Raw genomic sequence first — 13,915 nt, 5'->3', positions numbered from 1 at the left:
GATGAAAAAGGAGATTATCGTTCCAAAAGCGGGACTCACCATGACGGAAGCGACCGTTGGACTGTGGCTGGTCTCCGAAGGGGATCCGGTTGAGAAGGACCAAGTCGTTCTGGAGCTTGCGACGGACAAAATTACGGTCGAAGTCACCGCCCCTTACGACGGAATCATGGTCTCTATTCTACACCAGGAAGGGGAAACCGTTGCGACCGGGGAGTGTCTTGCCATTATGGAGACGGAAGCTGCGGAGGCGGAACGGTCTTCAGCTTCACAAGCGGCATCCGGCGCAGCCGGAGAAGGAAAGAAGTACGATGTAGCGGTGATTGGAGCGGGGCCCGGCGGGTACGTCGCCGCTATACGCGCTGCTCAGCTTGGCGGCAAGGTCGCCCTGATCGAGCAACGCGATTTGGGAGGCACCTGCCTGAACACGGGCTGCATTCCGACGAAGACGCTGCTGCGGGCTTCGGAATTCGTCAAAATGCCGAAAACCGCAGCGGAATACGGCGTTTTCTTCGAAAAACCCCGGGTCGATTACTCCCGTTTGATCGATTACAAGGATCAGGTCGTCCGAAAGCTGCAGAACGGCGTCGCGGGACTGCTGCACAAGAATAAAATCGAGCTGCTCAAGGGGCTTGGCAGGGTCGTCGATCCGCATACCATTGAAGTGCGGACGGAAGACCGAGAGAGCCATAGGATCGAAGCGAACCATATCATCGTGGCGAGCGGTTCCCAGCCGCACATGCCGGAGATTCCGGGGCTGAAGCAGGCAGGCCCGATGACCAGCACCGAAGCGCTTGCCGGCAAAGAACGGCCGAGAAGCGTGGCCATTATAGGCGCCGGAGCGATCGGATGCGAATTTGCCGGTATTTATGCCCCTTTGGGCACAGAAGTCACCCTGATCGAAAGCGCCGATCAAATCCTGCCCGGGACGGACCGGGATCTATCCCGCGTTCTCGCGGAATCCCTCCATCAGGAACAGGTGCGAATTCTTACTTCCGCAACCGTTACCCGCATCGATATCCATGGCGGCCGTAAGGTCGTACATGTAGAAACCGCCCAAGGCACACAGGCCATTGAGGTCGATGCCATTCTTGCGGCGACAGGAAGAAGGCCGGATCTGGAACAGATGCGGGAGCTCGGCGTCCGGCTGGAAGGCGGAAAAATCGCCGTGGATGATCAGATGAGAACCAGCATCCCATCCATCTACGCCGTTGGGGACGTCACGGGAATCGAGTTCCTGGCCCATGTTGCCTCCGCTCAAGGAGTCGTCGCAGCCGAAGCCGCCATGGGGCGGCCTTCCAGAATGGACTACCGCACGGTTACCCGCTGTATTTACACGTCTCCCGAGATCGCATCCGTAGGCTTGAACGAGCGGCAGGCCAAAGAGCAGGGACGGGATTATCAGATCGGCAAATACGCTTTTGAAGCAAACGGAAGGGCCATGACTTACGGGGAAACCGCTGGATTTGTGAAAGTACTGCGTGATACCAGGTACGGCGAAATTCTCGGTATCCATATCATCGGCCCGAACGCATCCGAACTTATCGGAGAGGCGATGATGGCCGTCCATTTGGAGGCAACCGCAGAGGAATTTGCATTAGCCATTCACCCGCATCCTACGCTGTCGGAAGTGCTGGTCGAGGCGATTCTCGCGAGCATGGGACGCGGCATCCATTCTTAACCGTGAAGGAGAGATTTGTATGCAGTCTTTTCAATATATCAGGTTGGAAAACAACTCCGGGCTCGCCACGATCGTCCTGGACCGCCCGGAAACATTGAACGCCATCAACGACGCGGTTCTGGATGAGCTGGATCAAGCGTTCACGATGCTGGAGCGGGACGATCAGGCAAGGGTGGTCATGATTACCGGTGGCGGGGATAAAGCGTTTGTTGCCGGCGGAGATATTGCTGCGATGCGGCAGATGAGTGTTCTGGAAGGCGAGAAATTTGTGTACCGCGGACAGGAAGTATTGAAGAAAATAGAAGACTCGCGAAAAGTCGTCATCGCGGCGCTTAACGGCTATACGCTCGGGGGAGGAATGGAACTCGCTTTGGCCTGCGACATTCGAATTGCCTCGGAGAAAGCCAAATTAGGGCTGCCGGAAGTATGCATCGGCCTTTATCCCGGATGGGGCGGCACCCAGCGACTGGTAAGGCTCGTCGGTAAAGGAATCACCAAAGAACTGGTGTTTACCGGAGAACGTCTTTCCGCCGAAGAAGCCAAGGAGCTCGGATTGGTGAACAAAGTCGTGAAGCATGAAGAATTGTTGCCCTACTGCCGGACGCTGGCCGATAAAATAATAGCCAATAGTCCGATTGCCGTCATGCAGGCTAAAAAAGCGATTAATCAAGGAAGCGAAATTTCTCTGGACCAGGCACTGGTTCTGGAAGCGGAAGCATGGCTTGTCAACTTCAGCACCGAGGACAGAGTAGAGGGTCTAACTTCTTTTCTTGAAAAACGCAAGCCCCATTATAAAGGCAAATAAGCAAAAGGCAGGGTTGATTTATGAAACATATGGGAAATAACAATTTTTCATCCCTTGTGACCCGAGGCGCTTTAAACAACCCGAACAAAGAAGTCATCACCTTCAAGCAGCAAAGAATGACGTACCGCGAGCTTCAGGAGAGAGTTAGCGCCTTAGCGCAAGGGCTGCTTGATCTCGGAGTAAAGAAGGGCGATGTGGTTGCGATTCTCTTATTTAACCACACCGAATATTTTGAAATTATTTTTGCCGCCAACCGGATCGGAGCGATCTTTCTGCCGCTAAACTTCCGCTTAGCCGCCGATGAAATCGCATACATTGCAGACAATGCCGATGCCAAAGCTATTTTCTCGGAGGACTCCTTCCATGAAACGCTGGATTCCATTCGGGGGAATGTGCAGCAGCTTCAGCATTATATTACGCTGTCCGCCAACGAACCGTCCGGTTGGACCCGATACGAACAATTGATAGAAACGAACCGGGGCGCCGACGTTCAGGACGCGCACGTCGAACTGGACGACCTGCACCGCTTGATGTATACGTCCGGCACGACTTCCCGGCCCAAAGGCGTCATGATTACCTATGGAAATCTGTACTGGAAAAATATCGGCCATATTTGGGAATTCAATATTACGCCGGACGACAAAACGTTAATCTCCGGGCCATTGTATCATGTCGGAGCGCTCGACTTGACGGCAACCGGCACCCTCTATCGCGGTGGAAGCATCGTCATTGTCAACAAGTTCAACACGCTCGAAGTGCTGGAGACGATCCAGAGAGAGAAGCCGACGAACATCTGGCTGGCTCCCGCCATGGTCAACATGATTCTGCAGGAACCGACGACGGATCAATATCAGCTGGATTCGATCCGTTACATTATCGCGGGCGGGGAACGAATGCCGGAGCCGCTCATCCAAAAAATCCAGCAGTTGTTTAAAAACGCCTGGTTTTGCGACGCGTACGGATTAACCGAAACGGTGTCGGGGGACACCTTCATGCCGAGCAGCATGACGATTGAGAAGCTCGGCTCGGTCGGGCGGCCCTGCCTGCATCTCGATCTGAAAATCGTAGATGAGCAGGGACATGAAGTTTCGCCGGGCGAGGTGGGTGAAATCGTATTGCGGGGACCGAAAATCTCAAAAGGATATTGGAAAAACCCGGAGGCTACCGGGAAAACGTTTAAAGACGGCTGGTTTTTCACAGGAGACATGGGCAGACTGGACGCGGACGGCTTCCTGTTTATCGTAGACCGCAAGAAAGATATGATCATCAGCGGCGGAGAAAATATCGCATCGCTGGAGGTGGAACGCGTTCTTTATGAACTTCCGACAGTACTTGAAGCTTCTGTAATCGGGGTACCGAACGACAGGTGGGGAGAAGTGCCGAAGGCGTTCGTCGTCGTGAAGCCGGGGGCAACCCTGACCGCAGAAGAAATTCAAGAGCATTGTATGTCCAGACTGGCTAAATTCAAAGTGCCGAAAGAAGTGGAATTCATAGATAAACTTCCGCGGAATCCGTCCGGTAAAGTGCTGAAAAGACTATTGAGGGAATAGAAGGAGGATGAATCTGAATGAATTTTGAAATAACCGACGAACAAAAAATGATGCGGGACGGCGTTCGACAAATAGCTGAAGATTTCGGGCTGGACTATTGGCGGGAAAAGGACGACAAGCACGAATTCGTCTCTGAATTATGGAGCGAGCTCGGCAAAAACGGTTATATCGGTGTGGCCGTTCCGGAGAAATTCGGCGGCGTCGGACTTGGGATGATGGAAATGACCATGGTGATCGAGGAGCTGGCTAAAGGGGGGGCCGGGTCCACGGTAGCACAGCTGTTTATGCTCACTCCCGTTTTCGGCGGAGTGACGATCGATCTTCACGGCAGCGAAGCGCAAAAGGAACAGTATCTGACGAAGATGTCCGCCGGACAGCTTAATTTCTGCATGGCGCTGACGGAGCCGAACGCAGGCAGCAACTCGCTTGAGATCACGACGATTGCCAGGAAAGAAGAAGATCATTACGTGATCAACGGTCAAAAAATTTGGATATCCGGTGCCGATGTGGCCGATAAAATGCTGATCGTCGCCCGAACGACAAAGCGCAGCGAAGTGCAGAAAAAAACCGAAGGAATCAGCCTCTTCCTGGTGGATACCAAGGACCCCGCCATTACACTTCAGCCTATTGAGAAAGTGGGGACCCGCTGTGTGCGGTCCGATACGGTATTTATCGAAAATTTGAGAGTGCATAAAGACAACCTGATCGGAGAAGAAGGCAAAGGCTGGTCATACCTTGTGGATACGCTTAACGCAGAACGGATTGTGACGACAGCCGGGCTCATTGGGACGGGGCAGCTCGCTCTGCAGCTCGCGGTGAATTACGCGAAAGAACGGGTGGTGTTTAACAACACCCCGATCGGCGCTTATCAAGGCATCCAATTCCCGCTTGCGAAAATTCGGGCCGAACTGGAGCTGGCGCAGCTGATGAATTATAAAGCCGCATGGCTCTATGATCAGAAGAAACCGAACGGCACCGAAGCGAACATGGCCAAATTAATCGCCGCCGAAGCAGCCTTCCATGCTTGCGACCGGGCCATGCAGGTAATGGGCGGGTATGGCTATGCGAAAGAATACCACATTGAACGGTTGTGGCGCGACGTCAGACTTTTCAAAATCGCCCCCGTATCTGAAGAAATGATATTGAATTATATCTCGCAGCATGATCTCGGTCTGCCGCGGTCTTATTAACTTTCGTTTGCCTTGATTGATTGCGGAGGAGGAGTGAAGGATGGACATCTTGGTTTTGCTGAAACAGAGCTTAGGCACGGAAGAAAAAATTTTCATCGAGAACAAGAAGATCAAAGAGGATGACGCGGAATTTGTGATCAATCCTTATGACGAATATGCGGTGGAGGAAGCGATCCGCTGGAAGGACGAATTAGGCGGTGAAGTGACCGTGCTTACCGTGGGACCGTCCAGAGCCGAAAGCGCGCTCAGGACTGCGCTGGCTATGGGGGCAGACCAAGCGATACACGTGATATCCGAGGAAAGCCAGCATGATGAAGCGGCGATTGCCAGCATCATCGCCAAAGCCATCTACGGGAAATCCTACGATTTGATTCTTGCCGGAAATATGGCCATTGATTCGGGAGCCGGCCAGGTTGCCGTACGTGTCGCCGAACGGCTCGGGATTCCCCACGTGTCGACGATTACGAAACTAACCATCGACGGCAACCGAGCCGCCATTGAGCGTGATGTAGAGGGTGACGTAGAGGCAGTGGAGGTCGACCTTCCTTTGCTGGCGACCGCCCAGCAGGGATTAAATGAACCCCGTTATCCGTCTCTGCCCGGCATCATGAAGGCGAAGAAGAAGCCGCTTCAGCAGCTGACCGTCGCCGATCTGAACATGAAGTCGGAAGAATTGCAGATCTATACCCAGGTTGTCGATCAATATTTGCCTTCCCCGAAGCAGGCCGGTCGCATGCTCCAGGGAGAGTTGAAGGATCAGGTGAAGGAACTGGTACATTCGCTGCGCAGCAAAGAAAAGGTCGTATAGGGAGAGATTGATGATGAGTAGAAAAGTGCTGGTAGTCGGGGAAACAAAAGACGGGCATTTGCGACATGTAACGTTCGAAGCTTTGACGGCCGGCAGAAGACTGGCAGACGGCGGACCGTTGATAGCCGCACTCTTTGGATCAGACGCTGAATCGTATGCTGAAGAAATAAGCAAGTACGGCGCGGAACAGCTTTACGCGATTTCCGGTGAAGGGGCCCATCCAACCAATGAATACTGCACCGAGGCACTCTTTCAACTCATTCAGGAGATACGTCCCGATGCCATACTGATGGGTCATACGTCGGCAGGCAGAGATATCGCTCCCAGACTCGCTGCGCGTATGGGTGTCGGATTGATCTCGGATTGCATTGGAATGGAAGTGACGGGAGAAGACGTTTTCTTTACAAGGGCGGTCTATTCCGGTAAAGCGTTCCAAATCAAGTCATTCCGCAGCGGCACGATCTATGCCACGCTGCGCCCGAATAACATTGACGTCTCCGAAGCTCCTGCCCAAACCGCTGCGGCTGTTTTCCGTCCGGACGTCAAAGATCTGAAAGTGCTGGTCAAAGACATCGTTCGCAGAACGTCGAGCGGCGTGGATTTGAGCGAAGCCAAAATCATTGTAGCCGGAGGCCGGGGAGTGAAGAGCGCGGAAGGCTTCGAACCGCTCCGTGAGCTCGCAGCTGTGCTGGGAGCCGCTGTGGGCGCCTCCCGGGCGGCATGTGATTCGGGATTCTGCAACTATGCGCTGCAAATCGGCCAGACGGGTAAAGTGGTAACCCCGGACTTATACATTGCCTGCGGCATTTCCGGTGCTATTCAGCACCTGGCCGGCATGTCCAATTCGAAGGTGATTGTCGCCATCAATAAAGACCGCGAGGCTCCGATATTCAAGATTGCGGATTACGGCATCGTGGGCGACCTGTTTGAAGTTGTCCCTATGCTGACGGAGGCCTTTAAGCAAACCTTGCACGATGCGGCGGGTTGACCGCTGACGGAAGACCCGGATGTAAAAACAAACAGCGACAAGTAAGGTACCCGCAGAGGATGGGGGAATGATCATGCTGTCACTTTTAAATTTCATAGCCTTTCTCGCTGTAACCGGATATGCGCTGTACCTTGCCGCTCATGTCATCTACAGCCGCATCATGTTCATTCAACTAGGCAAAAAATCGAACTTGCGAAAAGATACCGCGGTCCGGATCAACGAGTTTCTCGTTCATGTATTCGGGCAGCGAAAACTTTTCAAGGACGCCAAAAGCGGCGTCATGCACTTTATCCTGTTTTACGGCTTTATCATCCTTCAGTTCGGGGCTATCGAGCTCATGATCAAAGGATTTATCAAAGGCTTTGAATATCCGATCGGGGAATTTCATCCCTATTTCAGCGTTCTCCAGGAAGTCACTACGTTACTCGTCCTTCTTGCTGCGCTTTATGCCTTTTACCGCCGTTATATAGAAAGACTGGCGCGGTTGAAAAGGGGATTCAAAGCGGGCCTCGTCATCATGTTCCTCTCGGTTTTGATGTTCTCGATCTTGATGAGCCTGGCTTTTGAGCATCTTTGGCTCGGGAATACGGGAAGCCCCTATGCTCCGATTTCTTCGATCATCGCGGGTTGGTTCGCCGGCATCGGTCCGGCTGCGGCGGGCGTAGGGTTCTATGTGTTCTGGTGGATTCATCTGCTCACCCTGCTGTCGTTTGCCGTCTATGTCCCGCAGTCCAAGCACGCGCATATCATTTTTGCACCCGTGAACGTCTATCTGCGGGATACGAAACCGGCAGGAAAGCTGACTTCTATAAATTTCGAGGATGAAACGCAGGAAACATACGGGGTTGGCAAAATCGAAGAGTTCCGCCAAAACCAGTTGATGGATCTGTATGCCTGTGTCGAGTGTGGGCGCTGCACCCAGATGTGTCCGGCTTCGGGTACGGGAAAAACGTTGTCGCCGATGGACGTCATCACCAAGATGAGGGATCATTTAACGGAAAAGGGAGCGGCCATCACCTCCCGGACAGCGTGGATGCCTGGTTTCGTCTTCAAAGATCCCGGAGCGGATACGCTGGTCAAGAAGGCGGGGACGACGGATTCACTAGCGGCAAATCTGGTCGGAGAGGTGATCACCGAGGAGGAATTGTGGGCCTGTACGACCTGCCGGAACTGCGAAGATCAGTGCCCGGTGGCCAATGAGCATGTCGAAATGATTATCGATATGCGCCGTCATCTCGTATTAACGGAAGGCCGTATGCCGTCCGAAGCGGTCCGTTATTTCCAGAACGTCGAGCGGCAGAGCAATCCGTGGGGAATCAGCCGGACAGAGCGGATCCTATGGCGTGAAGGACGGGAGGATATCGTCGTCCCGACGGTTAAGGAAGTGGATGAATTTGAGTATTTATTTTTTGTCGGCTCCATGGGCTCTTACGATCAGCGAACCCAGAAGGTGGCGCAGTCTTTCGCCAAAATCATGAATGCGGCTGGAATTCCATTCGCCATTCTGGGTAATGAGGAGCACAATTCGGGGGATACGGCCCGCCGGATGGGCAATGAATTTCTATTCCAGCAGTTGTGCGAGAAAAATATCGCCAATTTTGAAAAGTATGGGGTGAAGAAAATTGTCACGATCTGCCCGCATACGTACAACACGTTCAAGAATGAGTATCCGGAATTTGGGCTGGAAGCGGAAGTTTATCACCATACGGAGCTGATCTGGACATGGATGGAAGAAGGGAGAATCAAACCGACCAAACAGGTCCATGAAGCCATTGCTTACCACGATTCCTGTTACCTCGGCCGGTACAACGGAATTTATGAGATCCCGCGTAAAATCCTTCAGTCCATTTCGGGTGTGGAGCTGCTGGAGATGGAACGGAACCGGCAGGATTCGATGTGCTGCGGGGCCGGCGGCGGCATGATGTGGATGGAGGAAACGCAGGGCAAACGCGTCAACCTCGCGCGGACCGAGCAGGCGCTGCGCGTGAACCCGACAGCGATCGGAAGCAACTGTCCGTACTGCTTGACGATGATGAGCGATGGCGTCAAAGCGAAAGAAGCGGAAGAGCGGGTCGCGACACTGGATATTTCGGAAATCGTGGAGCGTGCTCTTGCATGAACAATTCCGGTTCAAGTGCTGCCTGTAAACGGCGGACTTTTTATGGAGTAAAGGAGAGGAGGGACCGGGATGACGAGAAGGGACGCCGTTATTGTGAGCGCCGTTCGTACGGCCATCGGCAGTTTTAACGGGAGCTTAGCCGCTGTACCGGCTACGGAGCTTGGATCGGTTGTGATCCAAAGCGCGCTTGACCGTTCAGGAGTCGCTGCCCATGAAGTGGATGAAATTATAATGGGGAACGTATACCAGGCCGGATTGGGACAAAATCCCGCCCGTCAGGCTGCGGTCAAAGCCGGCCTGCCGGAATCCATTCCGGCGATGACCATCAATAAGGTATGTGGTTCGGGTCTGAAAGCCGTGCATTTAGCGGCACAGGCCATTTGGGCTGGAGAAGCCGAAGCCGTTTTGGCGGGTGGAATGGAAAATATGAGCAGAGCGCCGTATTTGTTGGAGAACGCCAGAAGCGGCTTCCGGATGGGGGACCAGCAGGTGGTCGACAGCCTCATTCGCGACGGATTATGGTGCGCGTTTCATGACTATCACATGGGGATCACGGCAGAGAACCTGTGCGAGAAGTACGCCATTTCCCGGGAAGCGCAGGATGAATTCGCAGCCTGGAGCCAGCAAAAAGCGGAAACGGCGACAGCCCAAGGGAAATTCAAGGATGAAATCGCTCCTGTTCGGATTCCGCAAAGAAAAGGCGACGCCCTTGTCTTTGAAACGGATGAATTTCCCCGTAAAGGCGTCACGGCTGAGGACCTCGGCCAATTAAAACCGTCCTTCATGAAGAATGGAACCGTGACTGCGGGCAACGCCTCAGGCATCAATGACGGGGCTGCGTGCCTGCTTATCATGAGCAGGGAAAAGGCGCAAAAGCTCGGAATACCTCCACTAGGGGTTATAAAAGCCAACGCTTCCGCAGGGGTTGATCCTAGTGTCATGGGACTCGGTCCCGTACCGGCCACGCGGAAAGCGCTGCACAAAGCAGGCCTCTCCCTCGAAGATATAGACCTGATCGAAGCGAATGAAGCTTTTGCCGTGCAGGCTCTTGCCGTTGACCGGGAGCTCAAATTCAACAGAAGCAAGTTAAATGTAAACGGCGGTGCGATCGCGATCGGACATCCCATTGGCGCGAGCGGCGCCCGGATTCTGGTTACACTGCTTTATGAAATGAAGCGCCGGTCCTCCCGGTATGGTCTTGCTACGCTGTGCATAGGCGGAGGCCAGGGCATAGCAACGATTGTTGAAAGGGAATAAATCGAACCCTCACGTATTAAGATCCCCGTATAATGGGGATTTTTTAATTTTAAGCAGGGAAATGTCGGCAACAAGGAGAGTTCGGGTTACTTGACCAGCGTAGACGCACTTTTCTATATCCAACTAATACGATGGGAATATGTATTTTTTTATTGACAAATAAACCGTCCGGACGGTATAGTAATCAACAGGGGGCTATCATATGACATCAAACTCAAAACGTGACGCAATATTGAAAGTAGCTTGTCGCCTCGTGAGGGAAAAAGGAGCTTTGCAGCTTACATTGGATGCCGTCGCCAAAGAAGCTGGCGTAAGCAAAGGCGGTCTCTTATACCATTTTCCATCCAAAGAGCTACTCATTCAGGCTATTTTAAGCGATTTTCTGGACCGATTCGATTCGGACACAACGGAGGAAGCTGTGCGTAATACCAATCTGAACAATGGGTGGGCACAAGCTTATTTGATTAAAACATTTGAGATTAGCAAGGATGATCTGGAAATGAGTTCGGGCGTTTTGGCAGCCGCCGCAAACAACCCGGAGCTGCTGGAACCGATGCGCCAACGCTATATAACCTGGCAGAATCGAATGGCTGCCGAGTGTTCAAATCCTGTTCAGGCTACGGTGGCCAGGCTGGCCGGAGACGGTTTATTTTTCTGTGAACTGTTCGGATTTGCGCCGCTGGATGAAGAATTGCGATCATCTGTCCTCGCTTATCTCATGAAAATGACCGAAAAGCAGGACGCCTAGCATGCCTTGGTTCTATGTGCTAGTTGGCGGTGTCATGGATGTTGGCTGGGCCATTGGGTTGAAATTGTCGCAAGGATTCTCCAATCCGCTCCTAAGCATAGCAACCATTATATGTATCCTCATCAGTTATGGATGTTATGTCAAATCGATCCGGATGCTTCCAGCGGGAACCGCATATGCGGTTTTTACCGGTGTAGGCGGAGCGGGGACTGTGATCGCAGGGATGCTGTTTTTGAATGAACCCGCAGATTGGATGAGAATAGGCTTTATTTCGTTCATGTTTTTCGGCATCCTTGGTTTAAAAAGCATGGAAGCCAAAGAACCCCCTGTAAACCAAACAACGACCCGTTATCGGGAGGAATTATAAAATTGGATTGGATTTGTTTGATCGTCGCCGGTTTGTTAGAGGTTGTCAGTGTCGTGTTGATGAAGAGGCTGCATGGATTCAGGCTGAACAAGACCACCCTTATCTGTATAGCAACCTTGGGAGGCAGTCTCTTTTTACTTTCATTATCTCTTGCTTCCATTCCGGTCGGCACCGCTTATGCCATATGGACGGGTATAGGGTCTGTAGGCGCAGTGATTGTGGGCATGATTTTTTTTAATGAAAGCTACAGCCTGAGAAAAACTATGTATATCGCCATGATTGTCATTGGCATTGTTGGATTAAAATTGACTTCTTGAGGAATAAAGGTGTCTACCCATCTAAGCAGGGTACACCACGCAGTATAACCCACTATATATCTATGGTTACTTGGTTAATTTCACAGCGTGTATGGAAAGGAGTAGACAGATGGGATGGCAGAAGTACCCGTGCGAAACTTAAAAAAGAGACGTTCTAAAGCGAGCAGCACGATTTATTACGGTATTTCCTCGTTGTCCGTTTTGATCGCTCTTATCTTATGGCTGCTGGCCAGCACGAAGGGTTGGGTGAACCCGCTATTCGTTCCGTCTCCGGCTGCGGTCTGGACAGCATTTCTCGATATTGCGCGCGAAGGCTATAAAGGAGTGTCGTTGGCAGGACACATTGGCGCCAGTATGAAACGTTTGTTTCTGGCGTTGGCAGCTGCCTGTATAACTGCTGTGCCGTTAGGCATCCTATGCGGCCGATTGAGGTGGCTTCGAGCCATTTTCGACCCCTTTATTGAGTTCTATCGTCCGCTTCCGCCTCTTGCGTATTATTCGCTGCTAGTCCTTTGGTTTGGCATTACCGATACATCCAAAATCATCCTGCTGTTCTTGGGCGCATTCGCACCGCTGTTCATTACGACGGTCTATAGCAGTCAGCGCATACCGATGGATCGAATCCATGGAGCCAAGTCGTTGGGTGCATCCGGCTGGAATATATACCTGTATGTCATATTCCCTTCGTGTCTTCCGGATATATTAACAGGGCTTCGTACGGCTGTTGGTGTTACTTATGCCACACTGGTAGCTGCCGAGATGATTGCGGCTGTATCCGGGATCGGTTGGATGGTGTTGGACGCAAGTAAATTTTTACGAAGTGATATTATTTATGCGGCTATTATGATGATGGGGATTATTGCAGTCCTTATTGACGCCTTGCTCCGGAGACTTATTCGTTGGGCATCGCCATGGACGGAAGGGCAGTAGATACACACGAAGATGAAGATGATAAGGAGAGAGGTCTCTTGTTGATTCATAAGTCAAAGAAACAAATACATACCGCTATCTTATTATTAATTACGTTGATGATGGTCATATCCGGTTGCGGTAGTGCCGGTACGGCTAACTCCCCATCCGCAGCTGAGGAAAGCACAGCCAAGCCGACAGCTGCTGGAGCACAAGACCCTGGCAAAGCCAGTGAGCTTCCTAAAGAAATCAGAATCGGCTATCAGGTTTCACCAAACGGGGAACTGCTGGCCAAAGCGCTGGGATTAGCGGAAAAGAGATTCCCGGATGTTAAAGTTTCGTGGCTGAAATTCGACTCCGGTCGCGACGTGAATGTAGCCATGGCTGCGGGAGGAATTGATTTAGGTCTGGTCGGAACACCGCCGGGCGCATCCGGGATCGCACAAGGGCTTCCTTATCAAATTTATTATATTCACGACGTCATCGGCGAGAGCGAAGCGCTGGTCGTGAAGAACAATTCGGGTATCCAATCGTTGCAAGATTTGAAAGGCAAAACGATTGCCACGACCTTTGGTTCGACCTCTCATTTCAGTCTGCTGTCTGCGCTTAAGCAAGAGAATGTCGACCCCAAAGAAGTGAAGATCATCGATATGCAAGCGCCAGATCTTCTGGCAGCCTGGCAGCGTGGCGATATCGTCGGCGGATTCACATGGCAGCCTGTGCAGTCCAAACTGCTTGCAAACGACGGCAAGGTGATTATTACCTCGAAGCAGATAGCGGACAAAGGGGCATTAACCGGAGAGTTCGGCGTCGTTCGTAAAGATTTTGTCAGCAAATACCCGGAAGTCGTGAAAGGGTATATCGCCGTATTGGATGAAGCAAGCAACTATTATATCGATCATCCGAAAGAAGCGTCTGAGGCACTTTCGAAGGAACTCGGTCTTAGTCCGGAGGAAAGCCTGAAGGCGATGAAGGAAATTATCGTGCTGAACGCAGCCGACCAGACGAATGCCAAATATATGGGAACCAAGGACAATCCGGGTGAATTCGCTAAGCTATTAAAGGCAACAGCCGATTTTTTGGTCGAGCAAAAATCGATTACCAAGTCTCCTGAAATTAGCGTATACCAAGAAGCGATTCGTAACGATTTGTATCAAAAATAAGAAGGAGGAGATCCTT

The 13,915-nt window shown here is 52.0% G+C and carries 13 protein-coding genes; all 13 read left to right on the top strand.

From position 1 onward, the window contains the following. Nucleotide 1 precedes the first annotated feature (1 nt). Nucleotides 2-1,678 (top strand): dihydrolipoyl dehydrogenase, encoded by a 1,677-nt coding sequence (lpdA, locus tag JMF85_RS17490; RefSeq protein WP_201318626.1) that lies wholly within the window; start codon nucleotides 2-4, stop codon nucleotides 1,676-1,678. A 19-nt stretch (nucleotides 1,679-1,697) separates the two neighbouring features. Beyond that, nucleotides 1,698-2,483 carry an enoyl-CoA hydratase/isomerase family protein gene (locus JMF85_RS17485; RefSeq protein WP_201318625.1) on the top strand — a complete coding sequence of 262 codons (786 nt, stop codon included), beginning with the start codon at nucleotides 1,698-1,700 and terminating at the stop codon, nucleotides 2,481-2,483. A 20-nt stretch (nucleotides 2,484-2,503) separates the two neighbouring features. After that, nucleotides 2,504-4,033 (top strand): o-succinylbenzoate--CoA ligase, encoded by a 1,530-nt coding sequence (gene menE / locus JMF85_RS17480; RefSeq protein ID WP_201318624.1) that lies wholly within the window; start codon nucleotides 2,504-2,506, stop codon nucleotides 4,031-4,033. Nucleotides 4,034-4,050: 17 nt separating this feature from the next. Then, nucleotides 4,051-5,223, top strand: coding sequence for an acyl-CoA dehydrogenase family protein (locus tag JMF85_RS17475; protein WP_127605990.1), 1,173 nt, complete (start codon nucleotides 4,051-4,053; stop codon nucleotides 5,221-5,223). A gap of 40 nt (nucleotides 5,224-5,263) precedes the next feature. After that, nucleotides 5,264-6,031, top strand: coding sequence for an electron transfer flavoprotein subunit beta/FixA family protein (locus tag JMF85_RS17470; protein WP_201318623.1), 768 nt, complete (start codon nucleotides 5,264-5,266; stop codon nucleotides 6,029-6,031). A 13-nt stretch (nucleotides 6,032-6,044) separates the two neighbouring features. After that, entirely contained in the window at nucleotides 6,045-7,019 is a 975-nt protein-coding gene (locus tag JMF85_RS17465) for an electron transfer flavoprotein subunit alpha/FixB family protein (protein WP_054795506.1), read from the top strand. Between the two features lie 73 nt (nucleotides 7,020-7,092). After that, nucleotides 7,093-9,138, top strand: a complete 2,046-nt coding sequence (locus JMF85_RS17460) for a (Fe-S)-binding protein (RefSeq protein WP_141334678.1) — start codon at nucleotides 7,093-7,095, stop codon at nucleotides 9,136-9,138. Between the two features lie 69 nt (nucleotides 9,139-9,207). Then, nucleotides 9,208-10,395 carry an acetyl-CoA C-acetyltransferase gene (locus JMF85_RS17455; RefSeq protein WP_201318622.1) on the top strand — a complete coding sequence of 396 codons (1,188 nt, stop codon included), beginning with the start codon at nucleotides 9,208-9,210 and terminating at the stop codon, nucleotides 10,393-10,395. Nucleotides 10,396-10,597: 202 nt separating this feature from the next. After that, nucleotides 10,598-11,143 (top strand): TetR/AcrR family transcriptional regulator, encoded by a 546-nt coding sequence (locus tag JMF85_RS17450; protein ID WP_127605998.1) that lies wholly within the window; start codon nucleotides 10,598-10,600, stop codon nucleotides 11,141-11,143. 1 nt (nucleotide 11,144) lies between these two features. Further along, nucleotides 11,145-11,510: a DMT family transporter gene (locus tag JMF85_RS17445; RefSeq protein WP_127606000.1), complete on the top strand. Its 366-nt coding sequence runs from the start codon at nucleotides 11,145-11,147 to the stop codon at nucleotides 11,508-11,510. 2 nt (nucleotides 11,511-11,512) lie between these two features. Beyond that, the gene (locus tag JMF85_RS17440; RefSeq protein ID WP_127606002.1) at nucleotides 11,513-11,827 is read left to right on the top strand and encodes a DMT family transporter; all 315 of its coding nucleotides are present in this window, start codon (nucleotides 11,513-11,515) and stop codon (nucleotides 11,825-11,827) included. A 114-nt stretch (nucleotides 11,828-11,941) separates the two neighbouring features. Further along, nucleotides 11,942-12,757 carry an ABC transporter permease gene (locus tag JMF85_RS17435; protein ID WP_201318621.1) on the top strand — a complete coding sequence of 272 codons (816 nt, stop codon included), beginning with the start codon at nucleotides 11,942-11,944 and terminating at the stop codon, nucleotides 12,755-12,757. A gap of 38 nt (nucleotides 12,758-12,795) precedes the next feature. Further along, complete coding sequence (locus JMF85_RS17430; RefSeq protein ID WP_236595895.1) at nucleotides 12,796-13,899, top strand: taurine ABC transporter substrate-binding protein; 1,104 nt, start codon at nucleotides 12,796-12,798, stop codon at nucleotides 13,897-13,899. Nucleotides 13,900-13,915: the final 16 nt, after the last annotated feature.

It is taken from the genome of Paenibacillus sp. EPM92, assembly GCF_016586185.1.
In the GTDB taxonomy this organism is placed as follows: Bacteria; Bacillota; Bacilli; order Paenibacillales; family NBRC-103111; genus Paenibacillus_G; species Paenibacillus_G validus.
The sequence above is the reverse complement of the archived record's forward strand: the minus strand, read 5'-3'. Positions and strand labels throughout refer to the sequence as shown.

Excerpts from the sequence above, each read along its gene's own strand:
- lpdA (WP_201318626.1), top strand. The coding sequence starts at position 2 with ATGAAAAAGGAGATTATCGTTCCAAAAGCGGGACTCACCATGACGGAA.
- JMF85_RS17485 (WP_201318625.1), top strand. The coding sequence starts at position 1,698 with ATGCAGTCTTTTCAATATATCAGGTTGGAAAACAACTCCGGGCTCGCC.
- menE (WP_201318624.1), top strand. The coding sequence starts at position 2,504 with ATGAAACATATGGGAAATAACAATTTTTCATCCCTTGTGACCCGAGGC.
- JMF85_RS17475 (WP_127605990.1), top strand. The coding sequence starts at position 4,051 with ATGAATTTTGAAATAACCGACGAACAAAAAATGATGCGGGACGGCGTT.
- JMF85_RS17470 (WP_201318623.1), top strand. The coding sequence starts at position 5,264 with ATGGACATCTTGGTTTTGCTGAAACAGAGCTTAGGCACGGAAGAAAAA.
- JMF85_RS17465 (WP_054795506.1), top strand. The coding sequence starts at position 6,045 with ATGAGTAGAAAAGTGCTGGTAGTCGGGGAAACAAAAGACGGGCATTTG.
- JMF85_RS17460 (WP_141334678.1), top strand. The coding sequence starts at position 7,093 with ATGCTGTCACTTTTAAATTTCATAGCCTTTCTCGCTGTAACCGGATAT.
- JMF85_RS17455 (WP_201318622.1), top strand. The coding sequence starts at position 9,208 with ATGACGAGAAGGGACGCCGTTATTGTGAGCGCCGTTCGTACGGCCATC.
- JMF85_RS17450 (WP_127605998.1), top strand. The coding sequence starts at position 10,598 with ATGACATCAAACTCAAAACGTGACGCAATATTGAAAGTAGCTTGTCGC.
- JMF85_RS17445 (WP_127606000.1), top strand. The coding sequence starts at position 11,145 with ATGCCTTGGTTCTATGTGCTAGTTGGCGGTGTCATGGATGTTGGCTGG.
- JMF85_RS17435 (WP_201318621.1), top strand. The coding sequence starts at position 11,942 with ATGGCAGAAGTACCCGTGCGAAACTTAAAAAAGAGACGTTCTAAAGCG.